At 57.5% G+C, this 19,272-nt stretch carries 14 protein-coding genes and 1 pseudogene; 4 read left to right on the forward strand and 11 right to left on the reverse strand.

What is annotated here, in order from left to right; genetic code table 11:
* Positions 1–8: 8 nt before the first annotated feature.
* The gene (locus H8E27_12810; protein ID MBC8326496.1) at positions 9–1,037 is read right to left on the reverse strand and encodes a TIM barrel protein; all 1,029 of its coding nucleotides are present in this window, start codon (positions 1,035–1,037) and stop codon (positions 9–11) included.
* 101 nt (positions 1,038–1,138) lie between these two features.
* On the reverse strand, positions 1,139–2,968 hold the full coding sequence (typA, locus tag H8E27_12815) for a translational GTPase TypA (GenBank protein ID MBC8326497.1): 1,830 nt from the start codon (positions 2,966–2,968) through the stop codon (positions 1,139–1,141).
* Positions 2,969–3,124: 156 nt separating this feature from the next.
* On the opposite strand from typA, the gene H8E27_12820 reads away from it, so the two are divergent.
* On the forward strand, positions 3,125–4,705 hold the full coding sequence (locus tag H8E27_12820; GenBank protein MBC8326498.1) for an MBOAT family protein: 1,581 nt from the start codon (positions 3,125–3,127) through the stop codon (positions 4,703–4,705).
* Positions 4,706–4,761: 56 nt separating this feature from the next.
* Positions 4,762–5,706, forward strand: coding sequence for an SGNH/GDSL hydrolase family protein (locus H8E27_12825; GenBank protein ID MBC8326499.1), 945 nt, complete (start codon positions 4,762–4,764; stop codon positions 5,704–5,706).
* An 11-nt stretch (positions 5,707–5,717) separates the two neighbouring features.
* On the opposite strand, the gene H8E27_12830 is transcribed toward H8E27_12825, so the two are convergent.
* The 6 genes and pseudogenes from H8E27_12830 to H8E27_12855 all read right to left on the reverse strand — a co-directional run bounded on the left by H8E27_12830 (position 5,718) and on the right by H8E27_12855 (position 11,665).
* On the reverse strand, positions 5,718–6,992 hold the full coding sequence (locus H8E27_12830) for a hypothetical protein (protein ID MBC8326500.1): 1,275 nt from the start codon (positions 6,990–6,992) through the stop codon (positions 5,718–5,720).
* Between the two features lie 78 nt (positions 6,993–7,070).
* Entirely contained in the window at positions 7,071–7,343 is a 273-nt protein-coding gene (locus H8E27_12835) for a DUF2442 domain-containing protein (GenBank protein MBC8326501.1), read from the reverse strand.
* A gap of 9 nt (positions 7,344–7,352) precedes the next feature.
* Positions 7,353–7,558, reverse strand: a pseudogene (locus H8E27_12840) (DUF4160 domain-containing protein).
* 14 nt (positions 7,559–7,572) lie between these two features.
* Positions 7,573–7,899: a YceK/YidQ family lipoprotein gene (locus H8E27_12845; GenBank protein MBC8326502.1), complete on the reverse strand. Its 327-nt coding sequence runs from the start codon at positions 7,897–7,899 to the stop codon at positions 7,573–7,575.
* A gap of 44 nt (positions 7,900–7,943) precedes the next feature.
* Positions 7,944–10,823 carry a heme-binding protein gene (locus tag H8E27_12850; protein ID MBC8326503.1) on the reverse strand — a complete coding sequence of 960 codons (2,880 nt, stop codon included), beginning with the start codon at positions 10,821–10,823 and terminating at the stop codon, positions 7,944–7,946.
* 89 nt (positions 10,824–10,912) lie between these two features.
* Positions 10,913–11,665 carry an NAD-dependent deacetylase gene (locus tag H8E27_12855; protein MBC8326504.1) on the reverse strand — a complete coding sequence of 251 codons (753 nt, stop codon included), beginning with the start codon at positions 11,663–11,665 and terminating at the stop codon, positions 10,913–10,915.
* A 90-nt stretch (positions 11,666–11,755) separates the two neighbouring features.
* Here H8E27_12855 and H8E27_12860 point away from each other — a divergent pair, with 90 nt between their 5' ends.
* Entirely contained in the window at positions 11,756–13,858 is a 2,103-nt protein-coding gene (locus H8E27_12860; protein MBC8326505.1) for a sodium/solute symporter, read from the forward strand.
* Here H8E27_12860 and H8E27_12865 read toward each other — a convergent pair.
* Positions 13,851–14,657: a sugar phosphate isomerase/epimerase gene (locus tag H8E27_12865; protein MBC8326506.1), complete on the reverse strand. Its 807-nt coding sequence runs from the start codon at positions 14,655–14,657 to the stop codon at positions 13,851–13,853. The genes H8E27_12860 and H8E27_12865 overlap by 8 nt on opposite strands.
* 113 nt (positions 14,658–14,770) lie before the next feature.
* Between H8E27_12865 and H8E27_12870 the strand changes: the two genes are divergently transcribed.
* Complete coding sequence (locus tag H8E27_12870; protein MBC8326507.1) at positions 14,771–16,915, forward strand: hypothetical protein; 2,145 nt, start codon at positions 14,771–14,773, stop codon at positions 16,913–16,915.
* A 26-nt stretch (positions 16,916–16,941) separates the two neighbouring features.
* Here H8E27_12870 and ychF read toward each other — a convergent pair whose 3' ends face one another.
* A complete protein-coding gene (gene ychF / locus H8E27_12875) occupies positions 16,942–18,045 on the reverse strand; it encodes a redox-regulated ATPase YchF (GenBank protein MBC8326508.1) in 1,104 nt (367 codons plus the stop codon).
* Between the two features lie 43 nt (positions 18,046–18,088).
* Positions 18,089–19,204 carry a GTPase ObgE gene (obgE, locus tag H8E27_12880; protein ID MBC8326509.1) on the reverse strand — a complete coding sequence of 372 codons (1,116 nt, stop codon included), beginning with the start codon at positions 19,202–19,204 and terminating at the stop codon, positions 18,089–18,091.
* Between the last annotated feature and the right edge of the window lie 68 nt (positions 19,205–19,272).

The raw sequence follows: 19,272 nt of genomic DNA on the forward strand, positions 1-19,272 counted from the left end.
TCAAAAGATTATTCCCAGCCGTGCGCGTCGCGGACGTCGATCATGGCTTTGAGGATGGTGTTCCACGTTTCGGGGTTTTCGAGTGTGGCGTTGGGGAACATGCAGCCGTCCCAGCAGATGTGTTGGATGCCGCGGTCGGCGGCGTCCTTGAGCCAGTAGCCGGAGCATTTTGTGATGTCGAGTTTGCCGTTCGGGTCATCGGCGGGGCAGTGTTTGCCGGTCTTGTCGTGGTCGCCGGCGCCGTGCACTTCGCCATCGTTTTGGGCGACGTGGAAGTCGATGGTCCACGGGCGGAGGGCATCCGTCATCTTCTCGTACGCGGGCCAGAACTCTTCGTCGCTGTAGCCTTCCTGCACGAGGGCGTGCTCAGGGGCATTGTAGCCCAGCGTATAAAGATAAGTGTGTGCGAGGTCGGCCTGGAAGCCGAGCGCCTCGGGCATTCCCACGCCTTCGAGGACGTCGAGCATATCTTTCCAACTGTGCATTCCGGCCCAGCAAATCTCGCCTTCGGCAGCGAGGCGTTCGCCGTGGCCGGCGGCGATGGTCGCGGCTTCTTTAAAGGTCTCCACGATTTGCGCAGTGTTAGCGGTGGAATCTTCGCGCCATTTCTCGACGCCGAATTCTGCGGAGTCGATGCGGATGACGCCGTACTTGCGTGCGCCGTGTTCGTTGAAAATTTTCGCAATGCGACAAGCCATTTTCACTGCGTCGAGAAACTTTCCGCGCTGCTCGGCCGATCCCATCGCCGAATCGCCCACGGTGCCCGGCCAAATGGGCGCGACGAGCGAGCCAATGTCGAAGCCTTTGCCGACGATGAGGTCGGCGATGCTTTTCAGCTCATCATCGGTGGCCTCGGGATTGGTGTGCGGCAGGAACAAAAAATAATCGATGCCATCAAATTTCTGTCCGTCCACTTCGGCGGCGGCGGTGAGGTCGAGCATATGCTCGAGGCTGATTGGCGGCTCCTGGCCTTCGTCGTCGCCTTTGCCGACGAGTCCGGGCCACATGGCATTATGAAGTTTTGGGGATTTGCTCATAAAAAGTTTAGTTGATTAAACACATGGAAACGGCGGCCAAGGTAGCAACCCAGCGGCTGCGTTCAACTCCAAAATGCTACGAAGTGCAACGGCGTTCTGAATTACGCCAATTGCAGCGAGCGTTGTTTCTCGGAGCGTTTGCGGTCGTGTTCGTTGAGGATTTTTTTGCGGAGACGGAGGGTTTTCGGGGTGGCTTCGACGTATTCGTCGGGGGCGATGTATTCGAGCGCGCGCTCAAGGCTGAGGATCATCGGGGCATTTAATATAATGCCTTTGCCGTCGCCTTGGGAACGGAAGTTGTTGAGGTGCTTGGCGCGGATGGGGTTCACGGGCAAGTCGTTGTCTCGAGCGTTTTCGCCGACGATCATTCCTTTGTAAACTTTATCGCCGGGGACGATGAGCATCCGGCCGCGGCCTTGGAGGGTGTCGAGCGCGTAAGCGGTCACGGTGCCATCTTCCATGCTGACGAGTGCGCCGGTGCGGCGCGCGGGGATGTCGCCGGTGTCCGGCGCGTACTCATGGAAAAGATGGCTCATGATGCCTTCGCCGCGCGTGAAGTTGAGCAGCTCGACCTCGAAGCCGATGAGCCCGCGCGTGGGCACGAGCGCCTCGAGCGTCATGCGGTCGCCGGCGGGAGACATATCGGTGACGTTGCCTTTGCGCGTGGCGAGCGCTTCCATCACGTCGCCCACGGAGTCCTGCGGTACTTCGAGAAAAACTTTTTCAATCGGCTCGAGCCACTTGCCGTTTTCGTCCTGATGCTTCAGCACCTCGGGACGGCTCACAAGCACCTCGAAACCTTCGCGCCGCATTTGTTCGATGAGCACGGCGATCTGCATTCCGCCCCGACCGGTGACGTGGAAAATTTTGCTGTTATCCGTCTGCGCAACTTGCAGCGAAACATTCGCACGCCCCTCGCGTTCGAGGCGTTCCCAAATGCTACGGGCGGTGACTTTTTTGCCGTCCAATCCCGCGAGCGGACCGTCATTCACCGCGAAGGCCATTTTAATGGTCGGCGGATCGATGGGCTTAAAAGGCAACGCCGGACGATCGAGGCTGTCCACGAGCGTTTCGCCAATTAAAATATCCGGCAAGCCCGCTACGCCCACGATGTCGCCGGCGTGGGCTTCCTCGATTTGGATTTGCTTGAGCCCCTCAAAATGAAATAGCGCCGTCACCTTGCCCGCCACCGGTTCCGCATCGCCGCGCAAACCAAAAAGTGGATCGCCCACACGAATGGTGCCCGTGCGAATTTTGCCAAACCCAATTCGGCCGAGATAATCCGAGTAGCTCACATTGGCCACCGCCAGGCGATAGCCTTCGCCCGCATCACTCGTTGGCGCTGGCACGCGGTCGACGATCATCTCGAAGAGCGGCGTCATTTCACCGCCGAGTTTTGTGTGATCCGTCGTCGCGTAGCCATCCTTGGCGCTGGCGTAAATATACGGAAAATCCAACTGCGCATCCGTGGCGCCCAATGCGATGAAGAGCTCAAATACCTGATCCAAAACCCATTCCGGCCGCGCGTGGTCGCGGTCGATTTTGTTGATCACCACAATCGGCTGCGCGCCCGCCTCCAACGCCTTGCGCAGCACAAACCGCGTCTGCGCCTGCGGCCCTTCTTTCGCATCCACCAGCAACAACACGCCATCAATCATACTCAGCGACCGCTCCACCTCGCCGCCAAAATCCGCGTGCCCCGGCGTGTCCACAATATTCACATGATGCCCGCGAAACTCGAATGCCGCATTTTTTGCCGTGATCGTGATGCCCTTTTCGCGCTCCAGATCCATCGAATCCATGATCCGCTCCTCCAAAGCGATCGCCTGATTCGCACGAAAGGTCCCCGATTGCTTGAGAAAACAGTCCACCAACGTGGTCTTCCCATGATCCACGTGCGCAATAATTGCAATGTTACGGATTAGCTCCATGATGTCCCCTCCCGAGGAGCCGGGGACTATGCACGCCTTGAGGGTGCTACACAAGAAAAAGCCTCCGGAAATTAGAAGACTGGCTGCGGAGCCGTCATCGTGTAGCCAACAAATTCTTGACTCACACATTCCGGGGATGTCAATTGCGCCTATCGAATGAATTTCATTTCACTGGAATACGGCTGCCTTCTTCTCGCGGCCTTTGTTTTATTTTGGATTTCACCGCAGCCGTGGCGCATTCGGCTTTTGTTCGCCGCCAGTTATCTATTCTATCTTGCGTGGGACGTGCGCTTTGTGGCGCTGCTGCTCGCTTCCAGCACCACTTATTATCTTTGCGGACTCGGGATCGCCAATCGGCAAAAATCCATTGGAAAAATAGCGACCCTCGCCGTGCTGCCCGGGGTATGGCTCGCGGTATGCGCGATTTTTGGTTTCCAAGGTAAAACTGTTTCCAACGGAATCCTGATGGTGGCATTTTCATTCCTCCCCTTGATGCTCGCTGCAAACCGTTTCATTGGAACGTTTTCCTTAGAATCAGCCCGCCGGAAAGGGTATTTATGGCTGGCACTCGGCATCAACTTGGGATTGCTCGGATTTTTCAAGTATTTCAATTTCTTTGCGGAATCAATCGGCAACTGGGTGGGGCAACTCGGGTTTTCATCCAGTTGGACGCTCACCCACATCATCCTTCCCGTGGGCATTTCATTTTACACCTTCCAAGCCATCAGCTACATCGTTGATATCAAAAATAAAAAAACGGAACCCACAGATTGCTTTATCACCTTCGCAACTTATCTGGCATTTTTTCCGCAATTGATCGCCGGCCCCATCGAGCGCAGCACCAAATTGCTCCCACAATTGATCGCTCCGGCAAAATGGGATATGGGCCATATGCATATCGGACTCCGACTGTTGCTGGTGGGATTTTTCAAAAAACTGTTTGTAGCGGATAACTGCGCCATCATCGCCAACCACGTATTTTCGTCCGGCCATCCTGAGTTAAACACCCCTTGGGCCTTGCTGGGTGTGATTGCGTTTGCCTTTCAAATTTATGGAGACTTCTCTGGCTACAGTGACATTGCCCGTGGATCGGCGCGCCTCTTGGGCATTGAGCTGACACTAAATTTCCGCTTCCCCTATTTCGCCCTCAACCCATCCGAATTTTGGCGGCGATGGCACATCACCCTTTCAACTTGGTTTCGAGATTTCGTCTATATACCGCTCGGCGGCAACCGCAGTACCGATTGGCAAACCTGCAGAAATCTCACCATCGCAATGGTGCTCGCCGGATTGTGGCACGGCGCAGCTTGGAAATTTATTTTATGGGGCGCATACCACGCCTGTTTGTTGATGGCATTTCATTTCTCATCCCATTGGCAGCGCGCATCCGAATCGGGGAGTTTAGCGAAGCTGGCGTGTTGGGTTTTTATGTGCATCCTCACGTTGGTGGGTTGGGCGATATTCCGTGCTGAATCAGGTGCCGAATTAATCTTATGGTTCACCGGCATTTTCCAATGGCAAGTGGCCGGCGCAATGGAATGGGAAAAGCCGGCCCGTTGGCTGCTGCTGCACATAGGCCCATTGCTGCTGCTGCAATGGGCAACACTCAAGGAACGTGATGAAGCATCACTGGATCTGCATCATTGGGCTACGCGAGGCATCATTTATTTGCTGCTGTTTGTTCTGACTGTCACCTCTATGGTGAATGACCAGGAATTTATTTATTTCCAATTTTAAGCGCCATGAAAAATAAATCCCTATTCACACCCGCCTTCCTCATCGGACTGTGCCTGTTGATTGCCGTGGAGTTGGCCGTGCGCGTCTTTTTTAAGGAGAATATGTCAGGCAGGTTTGAATACGGTTTCCACCCCTCGGCAGGTTTCGTCGAATCAGACGGGCAAGTAAACCTCAAGCGTACTGGCGGTCGCCGCTTCCGGCCCCAGTCGTTCGCCATCGAACCGTCCGAGGGGGTATTCCGAATTTTTGTGGTTGGCGATTCCGTCACGCGAGGCTCCAGCGTGGAAAGCTCCTACGCAGGCCAAATCGCCGTAAACCTGAAAGGTCAGGGCATCTCGGCCGAGAGCATCAACCTCGGCATCGGAGGCCACGGGGCCCGGCGGAAACATCTGACATTGGCGCATTCGCTTAAATACAAACCAGATTTAATCATATTGCACATCAACAACTCCAATGAATTTGAAGATGAAAGGGAATTCCTGCGAAGCACCGAGTTTGATTCCTGGCACCCAAGAAACTGGCCAATGAAAAGCAGAGCACTGAGGCGCCTGTATGAAATGAAAACTGAAAAAGTTTTATGGAAATGGATCCCCGCCTCTATCCGAATGAAGCACGCAAAAAATGATGCTGATGCCGAAATTGTGGCGATGTCAGCAGCGGGAGCTTTGGAAAGGTGGAATCAATTGGTAACAAAAATAACCGGTGAAAGCACCCAAGCTGCCGCCTCGAAACAAATTCCCATCCTACTAATTACGCAGGCCTACAAAATGGAAGACGTAAACAAAGCCCGGCGCTTGGAGGATAACGGGCTGGAGAAAATTGCGGAAAGCCACGTGCGCAGAGGAGTGCTTCACCTGTCGATGAAACAGGTTTTTGGAAGTTTGAATTTCGAGCCCCTCTATTCCGACCGAAGCCACCTCCGCGCCGAAGGCCACGAGGCACTGTCAAAGGCCATCGTGAAGAAACTCATCGAAGCAGGAATTATTACGCCAGAGAATTAGCGGTCTTCTTTTTAATCAAACTTCCGCTCGCGGTAATCTCCGATCGCGGGGGCGTCTTTGTTGACCTCGGGGCCAAAGTAGCGCAGGAGCACGAGGGGCTCGGTGGCGCTGGTGTTCTCGAAGGTCACCCCCGCCTTGGCCCCGGCTTCGGTGCAGAAATATTCGTCCTCGGTCAGCTCGTGGAAGCGGATGAGTTTGGGACTGTTTAAGGGTTGGCCGTTGATGGTGCCTTTGCCTTGGACGCAGATGCCGCCCCACGCGCCTTTGTCTTTGATGGTGCACTTGGTGCCGGGATCGATGGTGAGTTCCTTGGCGGTGAAGAGCTGTTCGCGCTTGATCCGACCGTACACGATCCAGCGATCGACGTAGCCTTCGCTGCGCGTGTCGGCCACGGGGATGGGCTCGAGGTAATGGTTGTCCTTGAAATTCGGGTCCACGTTGCCGGCCCAGTCGAGTTGGTCGACGATGAAATCGATGTCTTTGTGTTTGCTCTTGGGCATGTCTTTCACCAGCAAACTCCACGGGACCTCGCGGCCTTCGACGAGGTTTTGGTACATGCCGAACACGTCGCTGCCCCATTGCGGCTCGTAAGTGCAGAGGCTGCCGGGCGCGTGCAAAATGCAGGGCGGGATGAGCCAACCGGTGCCGGGCTTGAGGCGGTACGCGCGGCTGAGGTCGAGGATGCCGTTGTCGCCTTTGTTCCAATCCGCGATGCACTTGCGCACTTGCGCCTTGGTCGTGCCCGGCTCGAGGCCCATGAAGGTGTACGGAAAATTGTTGCCCACGTTGTTGTGTTGCGGAGGGAAATAATAACTCTCCGGCTTGCCTTCCTGCCCGACCAGTTTCGCCTGTTTGGCACTTTGGTGCATGTGATGCGGGATGGGCCCCATGTTATCAAAAAACTTCGAATACACTGGCCACTTGCCGTACTTGTTCCAAATGCGCTTGCCGATGATCTCCGCGCCGCACTCGGCCACCGCATCGCGCAGGGTGAATCGGTTACGCCCGTGCACCACGTAGCTGAGGCCCTCGTCCGGCACGCGCCCTTCATTGGCCGCCTCGGTGGTGGAGCCAAACCAACGCTCATCAATGCCGCCGCGATTGAGCCCGTAAGCGTACGTGTCATCCGGATGTAGTTTAAGCCGCAAGCCCGGCTGCAAAAACGACCGCGGCACCCAAGTCGGCGCGAGTCGCAATAGCCCGCCCGTTGCTTCGAGCGCGGCGTCCACGTGTTTGCGCACATTTTTTTTGACAGTCTTGAGTTGTTTAACAGATGTGAGTGGCATGGTTTGTTGAAATAAGATTAAGCGGCGAGTGGTTAAGTCACCGGAAAACGGAGGGGAAGTCGAGACTGGATTGGGCGATTAAGCCTCTTCGGGCGCGGCAATTTGCAAACTTGCTGGTTCCAGCCAACCATTCAGTAGGCCTTCGGCGCTCAAGTGATAATCCAGTTTTGGCCATTCGATGCCGTAGCCGGCACCGAGGAGTTTGCAATCCTTGCGCGCGGCTGGCTTGGCGTGTTGCAGCGTGGGATAGGGTGACATCGGAACCGCCATCACGCGACCGTCAGCCAAGGTGACCGTCAATGTTTCGCGCGTGACGCGGATGTCTTTAATTTTGTCGGCTGAAGAATTCATTCCACCTGCTCAAGATAAAGTTTCGTGCTCTTCTGTCAAACGAATCGCTTCGCGCAATTGGTGCGGGCGGAAACCGTGGTTCACCGCCAAGCGCACGGGATCGAGCCACAGTTTACAATCACAGCCGGACTTGATGATGTGAATGTGCGGGGGCTCCTGTCCATCTTGCGCATAAAAATAAACTGATACCCCTTGATGCGAAGGACGGTGGGCATAAAATTCGTTGGCGTTACGGTTGCGGCGCGGGTTCCGGCTGCGGGGGTTCAGGTTCGGCGGCCTTTTCTTTTTTGCCGCCGAAGATGGAGCCGAGGAGGTCGATCGGCAACAGCACGGTGTCCAGCGCGAAGCTAAAAGGCCGATCTATGGTGACGATGGCGGGGCCCATTGCCGAGCCAAGGCCGGTGGCGTTGGCCGCGCCTTTATTGTATTCCGTGCCGGCTTTGATTCCGGGGTACAGGCCGGATTGGGTGCCTTTGCCGCGGGCTTCGAGGGACATGCAGCCGGTGGAGGCCACAATGAGGGCGGCGGTGGCAATAATCAGACCGATGATTTTCATAGTGAGAAAACTCTGGGCTAATTTGGGCGGGATGCAAAAGAAAATTATTTCACCCGCATCGTCCCCCACATCGTGAGGCCGTGGCCGGGGTAGGTGCAGAGGTATTCGTAGTTGCCGGGTTTAGTGGGGGCTTTGAAATAGAGTGTGACTGTGTTGCGATGGAGGACGAGCGGGGTGTGGGCGATGACTTTGTCGCTCTTGGGGACGAATTCTTTGACGAGACCGGTGGCGCCCATGGCGGCGGCGGCGGCGACAATTTCGAAACGCGCGCCGGGTTGGATGAGCACGAGGTTATGGATCATCGGCATGGTGTCGTTGTTCGTAAAGGTGAGCGCGACGGCCGCGCCGGGTTTCACGCTGAACTCCGCCTTGTCGAATTTGAGCGGATTGGTGACGCCGATTTTTACGGTGACGTCGATGGGAAACGGCGGGCCCGTCTCGATGGTTTCCTGTTGCAGCGCGTTGATGGTGGCGTGCTCGGCCTGCGGCGCGTGGGCGAGGGCTTCGTTGCGGAAATTTTTCAGGAATTTCGCAAAGCTGTTGCCGCCCCGGAATTTTTCCGCCTTGCGAAACCATCGGAAATACTCGAGCCGTTGCCCGGAGGTCCAGTGCGTGCCGAGGTTGCGCAGCTCTTTGGCATAATGGATTTGATCGCGCTGGGGCGGGCTGGCGGCGGCGGCGGCGAAGGCGCGCGCATAGCCGGAGTTGCGCGAAAGTAAACTCTCGGCCCAGTCGTACTTGGATTGGTCAGTGGATTGCGCGAGCAACTTCAGCGTCTTGGCGATGACGTTGGGTGACTCGAGATACACGAGCAGCGTGACCAGCTCGTAGTTAAGCAAATTCACTGGCGCGGGAAAGACCGCGTCGAGTTTCTTCTCCACGGCGGCGGCGTCATCCTCGCTCGGCTTGCCCATGCGAATGAACGCGAGTTGATACACGCGCAGCAGCTCGGCGCGCTGGCCGATGTTTAGCGTCTCCCAATCGAGCTTGTTCAGTGCGGCTAACAGTTTGGGTTGCCATGATTTATCCCCGAGCCGCGCGAGGGCGCAGAGGGCGGTGAGCGCGGCTTGCGGGTCGTTTTCGCTCAACGCTTCGTCGGCCCATTCGGAGACGGGCTGATGCTCGATGGCCACGCGCGCGGCCCAGCGGAGGTGGCGGTCTTGGTTGCCGAGATGTTTCCACGCGCTCACCACCGCGCCGGCTTTACGGGTGTGCAGGGCTTCGAGCGAGTAGCGGGCGGCACGGTCGTCGGCGTGCAGCGATTTGGTTTTTGCAGGCGCGGTGCTTTGCTTGCCGGTGTACGTTACTTTATAGAGTGCACTTTGCTGGCCGCGGCCGCCGATGGTGAAATACATCGCGCCGTCCTTTGGGTTAATGACGGCGTCGGTGAGGCGGAATCGGCTGCTGGCCACGAACTCTTCGCGCGTGCCGCTGTACGATGCGCCTTCGGCCTTGAGGTGCATGGCGGAGATGGTGCCGTAAGTCCAGTCGAGGCAATAGATGGCTTTTTGATACTTTTCAGGAAACTTGGCGCCGAGGCCGGAGGTGACACCCACGGGCGAGCCGGGGCCGATGTCGTAAACCGGCGGTAGGGCGTCGGGATACCACGCGGGCCATTTGCCGGTGCCGGTGCGCCAGCCGAATTCCGCGCCGCTGGTGATGTGGTAAAGGCGGGTGGGGCGGTACCACGGCGCGCCGGCGTCCCATTCCATATCGGAATCATACGCGAACAGTTCGCCATCGAGGTTGAAGGCCATGTCGTAGGAATTGCGGAAACCGATGGCGACGGTCTCCCAGTTTTTGCCGTCGGGGCCGAAGCGCGCAATCCAACCTCCGGGCGCACGGATATTGCGGGCGTGGCCGTTGGCATCGGGCAACCGTTTCAAAAGCAGATCTTCATCCCACACTTCCGGCACCAACGAGCTGTCGGTTTTTGGCAATTTCGTGTGGTTGCCGGCGATGACGTAAATGTGTTGTTTGTCCGGGCTGAGCACCAACCCGTGCGGCCCGTGTTCGCCACCGCCTTCCAGTAATTTGATGGTTTCTTTTTTGTCGTAATTCCCATCGCCGTTGGTGTCAGTAAAGCGATACACGCCCGCGCCTCCGCCGTTCACGTTCACCCACAAACTGCCGAATGCGTGCAGCAATCCCTGTGCGGACGTGATGGCGATGTCGAGTTTTTCCACCTTCGCTTCCTTGCCGGAGACATCGATACGGTAAAGCCCTTTGCCGCCCTGGTCACTGGCGATGAGTCGGCCTTTGTCGTCCACGCACAGGCAAACCCACGAGCCTTGCTCACCCTTCGGCACGGTGTAAAGCAGCTCCGCATTGAAACCTTCGGCTACTTCAATCTCGCCACTGGCTGGTTTGATGGATGCGGCGCCCGTGTCATCGCCGCCCTTTGCTTTGCCGGCGAACACATCGCCCCAAGGCGCGCCGCCCATTTTGCCGGTGACAAAGGGTTTTTTCCAGCCTTCTGCCTTGAACGCCGCCGTCTCCCAGCCTTTGCTTTTTTTGCGCGTGGTTTGCCACGAAGTGTCGGTGACCACGACGGTCTTTTTGCCGTCGATATCAACCGTCAGTCGCGCCACGAATCCCGCCGGGCTGCCCTCATTTCGCCCCTCGGCGGCGATCACATTGTTTCCCGCGCGCAGCAGCTTGGACACGTCGGTCGTGTAGTACGTGCCCCAGTTGCCGCCTGCCAGAACTTGTTTGCCGTTGACGAACAGGGTGAAGCCATTGTCGGCGGTCCCCTCGAATCTCGCGCTCTTCACGTTGCCGGCGGGCAGCTCGATGGTTTTGCGGAAGTAAACCACGTCGCCATTGATCTGGGCTTGGTCCGGCCAAATCCACAGCGGTGTTTGGGCGGCGATCACGACTGCGATTGGGAAAATAAAAAGGATGATCGAAAGAATGCGTTTCATATTTTACTGAATGGGTTGACGGGGAGTTTGCAGCAGTCATTCAGACGGGGCAAGTTGTTTCTGGGATTGCGGCAAGGGCGGGTCGGCGCTTAATCCGTCAGGGCATCATCAACCGCTGGCGGGAATATGGCTTCGACGTTGCCGGTGAGGCGAAGTGAAACTTGCGGGAGGGTGTCGTGGTCGGTTTCGTCGCGGTTGATAATGACGTACGGCGCGCCGGTTTGGGCGGCGGCGAGGGGGATGGCGTTGGCGGGGCTGACGGAGAGGGTGGAGCCGAGGGCGATGACGAGGTCGCTGGCTGCGGCTGCCGCGAAGGCGCGGGTTAGGTCGTCCTCGCGGAGGGGTTGGCCGAAGCTGATGGTGGCGGGCTTGAGGTAGCCGCCGCATTCACAGACGGGCGGTTGGTGGGATTGCTTGAATTGCGCGAAGCTGGCCTCGACGGGATCGCGCGCGCCGCAGGTTTGGCATTCGGCGAGCGTGCCGGTGCCGTGGATTTCCACGAGTTGATCGTCGCTCGTGCCGGCGGCGCGGTGGAGGCCGTCGATGTTTTGGGTGACGACCAACTCAACTTTGCCCGCCTGCTCGAGACGGACGATACTTTCGTGAATGACATTGGGCTTCGCGTCGGCGTGTTCCTCCCACATATCGAGTTTGTATTCCCAATATTCGATGCGAGATTCCGCGTGTTCCATGAAATCCTGATAATACACCGGCTGGCGCGTGGTCCAAATGCCGCCCTTGCCGCGAAATGCGGGAATGCCGCTGGGCGTGGAAATGCCCGCGCCAGTGAAGACCAGAATCCGTTCAGCTCCGCGCAACCAATCTGCGAGGGTTTCGGGCATCAACAAGGATAGCACGCGCAGGGCGTGTTGTCATCAACCGAGGCTTGGATTTGGAGTGGCGATCAGGCACGCTGCGCACAGCTTTCGACTATGGACGGCATACTCTCGACAACAGATTTCGTGGTATTCTTCGGCTCGCTGCTGGCAGTGATGGCCGTGGGCCTGTGGGCCGGCCGCAAGTCGAGTGATTCTGCGCAAAGCTATTTTCTTGCCGATAAAGACATCCCGTGGTGGGGCGTGGCCGGTTCGGTGTTTGGCACTAATGTTTCGGCCAACCACATGGTGGGATTCATGGCCATCGGCTTCACGCTCGGCTTTGTGGAGAGCCAATTCGAGATCACCGCCATCGCGGGCTTATTGATGCTCTGTTATTTTTTCCTGCCGATGTACCGCAAGCTGCACGTGTACACGCTCTCCGATTATCTTGCTCGCCGCTTTGATGACCGCAGCCGCATGGCGTACGCGCTAATCATGCTGGTGATCATTGTGTTGATTATGATTTTGCCGGCTTTTTATGTGGGCTCGCGCGCGGTGAATATTTTATTGGCCGAACCGGAGCAAATGAAGGCGGCAGTGCAAGCGGGGCAAAGCATCCAAATCAATCAAGGCTATTACGTCGCCGGAGTGATCATTATGGCGTTGGTGGCGGGGGTGTACACGGTGGTGGGCGGCCTGCGGGCGGTGATTGTGACTGATGCGATTCAGTCCGTGTTCATTTTGCTGGGCATGTTGATCGTGGCGTGGTGCACGTTTAACCACGATCTCATTGGCGGTTGGGCTACGATGGTGAAATTCGACGAAGGCCGTGAGTTGGACAAAGTGGTGCAGGGTAAAGACATGCTGCATTTGTATTTGCCGAGCGATCACCCGCAACGGCCGTGGACGGGCATGCTCTCAGGATTGATGGTGCTGCATATGTATTATTGGGGCGCCAACCAATTCGTCGTGCAGCGCGCGCTGGCGGCGCGGTCGCTCAAAGACGCGCGCGCGGGCATTATCACGGCAGGTTTTTTCAAACTGCTCATCCCCTTTGTCTCCATCGGTACGGGCATCGCGGCGTATTATTTATTCAAGCAAACCATGCCGGGGGTCACGCTCGATGGGGATACGGCCTTCCCCATGCTGTTGCGTGAAGTAGTGGCGCCGCTGGCGGTGCCGGGCTTGGTGGGGCTGGTGGCCGCCGGACTGATTGGAGCAATCCTTTCCAGCGTGGATTCCATGCTCAACTCCGCCTCCACGCTGATCACGTTTGATTTTTACAAAAAATTCATCAACCCCGAAGCCACCGATGAACAATTGGTGCGTGTCGGCCGTTGGTTGATTGTGGCGATGGTGGCGGGGGCGGCGTTGCTGACGATTGCGGTCTTTGATCCCAACTCCAAAGAGCCCTTTTTCACTTATGTAGCCAAGCATCAAAGCCGGTTGGTGGCGGGCGTGGTGGCGGCATTCTTGCTGGGGATGCTGTGGCGCGGCGCGACGGCCGCGGGCGGTTTTGCCTCGATCATCACGGGCGTGGTGGTGTCGTATGGGTTGCCTTCCTTTTACGTGGCGGTTTGGTCGGATAGCCCCGGCGTCACCCGATTTTTCGGCTACGAATTGAATTTTTTCCATAGCGTGTTCATGGCCTTTATCTTCGCCTTGATCGCCAATGCGGCGATCAGCAACCTGGCACGCGCGAGTGATTTCCAGCGAAAAGCCGGCACGCTCATCTTGGCGGGCGTATTGTCCATGTTTTGCATTTTTCTGTATTCCTCGGCGATGACCGATTGGATGGGCGGGCATCATTTCATGATGTCGGGCGCGATGCTCTGTCTCATTTGTGCGCTATGCGGGGCAGGATTTTACCGGATGTTTGTCGGCAACGAAGAACCGGATGAGGCTAAGAGCAGGATGACTTGGACGGGGCTCAACCTAATTCGGCCGGCTGATTTGCAACATTTTGGTATGAAGCTGCTGGGGTCGATGCTGGTGTACGCGATGCTGGGGGTGCTGATGACGGGTCAACTGATTTCGCCCATGGCCGCGGGTATGGTGGCGGGGGTATGGACGTTTATGATGTTTATGGATTCGCTCTTCAAGGTGGTGCTCACCGCTGCGGCCAAAGGACGCGCGTACAGCCTGCTGCGTGAAGACCGATTTTGGGCCGGGCTGCTGGCGGCCAGTGCGGTGTTTATGATGTACTATTTTAAGTAGCTGCCCAAAGCGCCTGCATTCGTTCCAAACCAATCGTAATCACCTCCAGCGGATCCTTCTCCCACGCCTCTGCGTTGAACAATTCCAGACTCATCGTTTTGTCGTAGCCAATTTCCTTTAACCCGGAAATTTCTGTTGCGAGATCGATTTGACCTTCGCCAAGCATGACCCGGTCCGGATCGGTTTGAGTGCCCGCGGCTTTGTCGGGATGCGCGTCGTCGATGTGATAATGGCTGATTTTTTCCGCGGGGATATCGCGCAGCAACTCCAAATCCGAGCTGCTGTTCCACGTGTGAAAGGCATCAAGAATGAGTGTGGCATCCTCGTCATCGGTTTCCTGCACGATGCGCCAGGCATCGGCAAGATTGTAAACGCTTTTGAAAAAACTGATGTATTCGAACGTGGGCCGGATGCCCTCCTCGCGGCCGATTTGCAATAGGTCGCGGTAGCGTGCGGGCAGGTGATCCTGTCGTGCCAGTTCAAGCGGCGGCGTGGCGACGATGTACGGCGCGCCCAATCGTGCGGCCAGTGCAAAGCGCCGTCGCGCTTCATCTTTCACCAGCTCGAATTCCCAGCCGTCTTGATCGCCCCATTGGCGGATGGCGATGACGCTGGGCACGATGAGGCCGTGATCGGCCAACGCGTTTTCCACATCGCTAACCTCACCGCCGCGGCCGATGTGGTCGTAAATGTCATTGAGCCAAAGCTCGATGCCGTCGTAACCGGCAGTGCCCGCCAATTCGATTTTTTTAAGAATCGGCTGCGGCTTGATGGTGCTGGTGTTTAAACAAAATTGCATCGGCGCCGAGGGTAAAGGGTTCGCTGCGAATTTCAAGGCGGGGACACGATTCGTGTATCCCAACCCTCCAATTGGGAATTGGTAATGGGGGCTTTGTCCTTTACCCTCCGGTGATGTCTCAACCGGACAAATCACTGATTTGGCGGCCTTGGTATCGGATGATCCAGTGGAGCGCCGTTTTGGTTTTGCTGCTGTTGCTGTTGGGTGGGTTTTTATTGGGGCGGTTTCAAGCACCGATGGGGCAGCTGGCGTTTTGCGCGTTTGGCGTTCTGACGGGTGCGGCGTTTGCGCGGATGGCGCATCCGTTGGACGGACGGCTCACGCGATTAGGAATAGCGGCCCTCAGTTTTGTGGCGGCGTCGCAGATTTTTTTCCAATTATTGGTGTGGAGCGAAAGCTGGCGGGTGCAACCCTCGGTGATCGGCTGGCGGCTGTGGTGGGGCACGGTGGTGACGGCGGTGGGCTTGGGCTGGCTGCAAGTGTTGTGGCGCGCGGGCGCACGGTGGGAATGGGAATCCGGCCGCGCGACGCTGGGCTTCACGGCGGGGCTGGGGGCATTGTTGGTCGGGCTGGCGTTTCGGGTTAGCCCATTTTCGACGCTGCCCGCTTGGTGGCATTGGGCGGTCACCGTGCTGGCGGTGGGCGCGACGGGAGGGTCATTGGTCATCATCGGCCGGTGGCTAAAAAAACGTCCCAAGAACGTTCGGCCCCTGCCGCGCTGGATGCGGCCGGCATTGATGACGGTGGGGTTGGGCGTGCTCTGCGCGGGAAGTTTTTATTTTGGCCGCCTGACGATGCCGCCGCCCAGTCCGTTTGATAACGCGCACTCGATGCTGGCCGACATTCCCGACGCGGAGTTGGAAACACAATTGAACCGCGATTCGGTGCGGCTCAAAAAACTTGCCGAGGGGATGGACCATCTGCGGCAGGATTCGGCTGAGCTGCACCAACGCATTGCCGATCGCATGAAGCGGGAAGGCACGGAGGATTATCAACCGGAGGAAAGCCGGCAAATTCGGCATTTGTTCATCCGCTACATCGGCTATCGTAAAGAACTGATTCATCTGGCGCGGGTGTACATCGGCTTCAAAAAAGTGCGGGAGGAAACGCTGCGCGACCGTTGCTTCCTCACCGGCTACGCCGCGGCGGCGGTGGCGCTGGAGGCGGGCCGGGAGTTTGTGACGAAGTATCGCGATAACGATCATGCGCGCGCCAAGCTCAACGAAGGTGAACCCGGCTGGCTTAAGCCGGGCCAATTTGAAATCGTGTACCACAGCGTGACCGACCGGCATCACCTGAAATTATTTGCAACCTACGGCGGGCATTTCGAAAAACACATCGCGCGTTGGGATCGCGAAGGCTTGCCCGGCACGGATGTGACCTGGCTGGAGGGGCGCATCCATCGCGGACAGGACGCGGTGAAAGAGACCGATCTCCATCCAGTGCGCGCGTGGTTTTCGCGCATCGGGCGGCAACTTGAGCAGGACGTGAACGTGCCGTTTTACGAGGCACAAAAAATGATGGCCACCTTCATGGGCGACACCCGCATCGTCCGGCGCGATCCATTTATCTCCGAGCATCTCATTCAGATGACGCTTAACGATCCCAAGACCCAACTGCTGCCCGGCGACATCATACTCGAACGGCGCAACTGGTATTTATCCAACGCATTCCTGCCCGGCTTTTGGCCGCACTGCGCGCTGTACGTGGGCACGCCCGCGGAACTGGAAGCAATGGGCATCAACTATTCCGAGCTCGATGCCGAAGCGCGCGCGGCGCATCAACGCCCCGAGCACGGCCACCCGCGCGTGATCATCGAGGCGATAAGCGAGGGCGTCGTGTTCACCAGTGCCGAGCATTCGATGCACGCGGATTACGTGGCCGTGCTGCGTCCGATATTTAATAAACCTGAGGACAGGACTGCGGCCATCCGTAAAGTCATCCATAAAGCGTTTGGCTACCACGGGCGCGCTTATGATTTTGGATTTGATTTCACCGATGAAAGTAAGTTGGTGTGCAGCGAGTTGTTGTATTATTCCTTTGGTGATCTGCTGGAGTTCAAACTGGAGAGCGTGCTCGGCAAAAATGTGGTAACGCCGAACGGCATTATGGATAAGTTCGTGAACGAACGCGGCGCGACAGCGCAACTGGAATTTATATTTTTCCTGGATACGCTTCCCGGCAAGCACATTGCTTATTCCGCCGATGAAAAGGCTTGTTGCGAATCGGCAACGCGGCCCAAGATTTTTAATGAGTGAAGGTGCTGTTCGTTTGGAGGCGCCGATCACACGTTGAACTTAAACAAAATCACATCGCCATCCTGCACGATGTATTCTTTGCCTTCCTGCCGATATAATCCTTTTTCTTTGGCAGCCAAAATGGAGCCGTGGGAAATGAGATCGTCGTACCCCACGGTTTCGGCCTTGATGAAGCCGCGCTCGAAATCAGTGTGGATGACGCCGGCCGCTTGGGGCGCAGTGTCGCCAACGCGGATGGTCCACGCGCGCGTTTCTTTGGGGCCGCAGGTGAAGTAGGTGCGAAGGCCGAGTAAATGATAGGCGGCGCGGATGAGTTGGCCCACGCCACTTTCGGCCACGCCAAGGTCGGCCAGAAAATCGGCGGCTTCGGCTTCATCGAGGTCGGCCAATTCGCTTTCGATTTGGGCACTGATGATTGCCGTATCGCATCCGTGATGTTCGCGGCCGTAGTCGCGGACTTGTTGCACGAAGGGATTCGCATCTGCCTCGGCGAGGTCGCTATCTTTCACATTGGCGGCGAGGATAGTAGGCTTGGCGCTGAGCAGGAATAATCCGCGCGCGGTGATTTGCTCCTCGGACTCCAATTCAAGCGTGATGGCGGGTTTGCCGGCGTCCAGATGGGGCTCAAGTTTTTGCACCACAGCCAGTTTGGCTGCGGCGTCCGCATCGCCACGTTTGGCGTCTTTCTCGAGCTTGTGTAGTTGGCGGCGCAGGCTATCGAGGTCAGCCAGGATGAGCTCGGTGGTGATCGTTTCAATATCGCGAACAGGATCCACGCTGCCGGCAACATGATGGATATCCTCATCCTCAAAACACCGAATCACTTGCACCACGGCATCCACCTCGCGGATGTGGCTGAGGAATTGGTTGCCCATCCCCTCGCCCTGCGACGCGCCGGCCACCAATCCGGCGATGTCCACAAACTCAAACACGGCGGGAATCATCTCCTCGGAGTTTTCAATTTTGGCCAACGGCGCAAGGCGTTTGTCGGGCACGGTGACGACGCCCAGGTTGGGATCAATCGTGCAAAAGGGATAGTTGGCCGACTCCGCCTTGCGGGTGCGGGTCAGTGCGTTAAACAGGGTAGACTTGCCCACATTGGGCAGTCCGACGATACCAGCTCGTAACATGGGGCGCGGAGGTTAGGGGAAATGAGTGATGGGTGAAAGTGATTTACGCACGGGCCGCTTCGCGAAAGCGTTCCTTTAGCTCGGGCACGCCTTCGTCGATGGCGGCCATGATTTCGAGGACTTCGATTTTGGGGAAGCGTTGGCGAAATTCGGCGAGGTAATCGGTGGACGCATCTTCGTCCATTTTGTTGGCCGCCACGAGATGGGGCACGGCGAGCATCGCTTCGTCGTACAGCTCCAGCTCGCGCAGAATTTTTTCGTAGTCATCGCACGGATTGCGGTCGTCCGTGCCGGCCATATCGAGGATGACGCACAGCGTTTGGCAACGGCGAATGTGCCGCAGAAAAGCGTGCCCGAGGCCGACGTTGTTGTGGGCGCCCTCGATGATGCCGGGGATGTCGCAAACCGTGTAGCGTTCCCAGCCGTCCATTTCCACCACGCCGATTTGCGGGTGCAGTGTGGTGAATGGATACGCGGCGATCTTCGGCTTGGCGTGGGAGATGGCGTTGAGCAACGTGCTCTTGCCGGCGTTCGGATAACCGACAAGGCCGATGTCGGCCATCAATCGCAGCTCGAAATGATAATTGCCTTCGCCGCCGGGTTCGCCGGGTTGGGCGTGGCGCGGTGCTTGGTTGCGCGGCGTGGCGAAGTGATGATTGCCCTGCCCGCCGCGTCCGCCGGTGCAGAGGATGAATTGCTCACCGTGCTCGGTGAGGTCCACGACGAGTTCGGCTTCCTCGCCGATGGCCAGCTCCGGCGCGGGCGGGGCATCATCAGCTTCGAGGTCAATTTCCATCGCCTGTTCGCCTGCGGAATTTTCCACGCGGTCGCCGTCCGTTTCCGCTTCGGCGGGTGTGGGGTCGGCCAGTTTCCAAACCACCGTGCCGCAGGGGACTTTGATGATAATATCTTTGCCGGATTTGCCGGTCTTCTTTGCGCCTTCGCCGGGGTTGCCATTTTTGGCGATAAGGCGCGGCACATAAAATTGCGCGATCAAATTATTGAGATCGTGACTGGCCTCGAGGATCACAGTGCCGCCGCGCCCGCCATCGCCGCCATCGGGCCCGCCCATGGGCTCGAAGGATTCGCGCCGAAACGAGACGCAACCGCGCCCACCGTGCCCGGCGCGGGCGTAAATTTTGACTTGGTCAATGAACATTGCGGGATGATTGGCGGGGCAAAAAAAAGCGAGGCACAGGGCCTCGCCGTGAACTTGATTTTGTTGGC

The organism is Limisphaerales bacterium (assembly GCA_014382585.1).
Classification (GTDB): domain Bacteria; phylum Verrucomicrobiota; class Verrucomicrobiia; order Limisphaerales; family UBA1100; genus JACNJL01.

What these genes read in the sequence shown, in the direction of transcription:
- H8E27_12870 (MBC8326507.1), top strand. Translation starts at nt 14,771, where the DNA reads ATGTCTCAACCGGACAAATCACTGATTTGGCGGCCTTGGTATCGGATG.
- H8E27_12810 (MBC8326496.1), bottom strand. Translation starts at nt 1,037, where the DNA reads ATGAGCAAATCCCCAAAACTTCATAATGCCATGTGGCCCGGACTCGTC.
- H8E27_12865 (MBC8326506.1), bottom strand. Translation starts at nt 14,657, where the DNA reads ATGCAATTTTGTTTAAACACCAGCACCATCAAGCCGCAGCCGATTCTT.
- H8E27_12860 (MBC8326505.1), top strand. Translation starts at nt 11,756, where the DNA reads ATGGACGGCATACTCTCGACAACAGATTTCGTGGTATTCTTCGGCTCG.
- H8E27_12835 (MBC8326501.1), bottom strand. Translation starts at nt 7,343, where the DNA reads ATGAATTCTTCAGCCGACAAAATTAAAGACATCCGCGTCACGCGCGAA.
- typA (MBC8326497.1), bottom strand. Translation starts at nt 2,968, where the DNA reads ATGGAGCTAATCCGTAACATTGCAATTATTGCGCACGTGGATCATGGG.
- H8E27_12830 (MBC8326500.1), bottom strand. Translation starts at nt 6,992, where the DNA reads ATGCCACTCACATCTGTTAAACAACTCAAGACTGTCAAAAAAAATGTG.
- H8E27_12850 (MBC8326503.1), bottom strand. Translation starts at nt 10,823, where the DNA reads ATGAAACGCATTCTTTCGATCATCCTTTTTATTTTCCCAATCGCAGTC.
- H8E27_12855 (MBC8326504.1), bottom strand. Translation starts at nt 11,665, where the DNA reads ATGCCCGAAACCCTCGCAGATTGGTTGCGCGGAGCTGAACGGATTCTG.
- H8E27_12845 (MBC8326502.1), bottom strand. Translation starts at nt 7,899, where the DNA reads ATGAAAATCATCGGTCTGATTATTGCCACCGCCGCCCTCATTGTGGCC.
- obgE (MBC8326509.1), bottom strand. Translation starts at nt 19,204, where the DNA reads ATGTTCATTGACCAAGTCAAAATTTACGCCCGCGCCGGGCACGGTGGG.
- H8E27_12820 (MBC8326498.1), top strand. Translation starts at nt 3,125, where the DNA reads ATGAATTTCATTTCACTGGAATACGGCTGCCTTCTTCTCGCGGCCTTT.
- ychF (MBC8326508.1), bottom strand. Translation starts at nt 18,045, where the DNA reads ATGTTACGAGCTGGTATCGTCGGACTGCCCAATGTGGGCAAGTCTACC.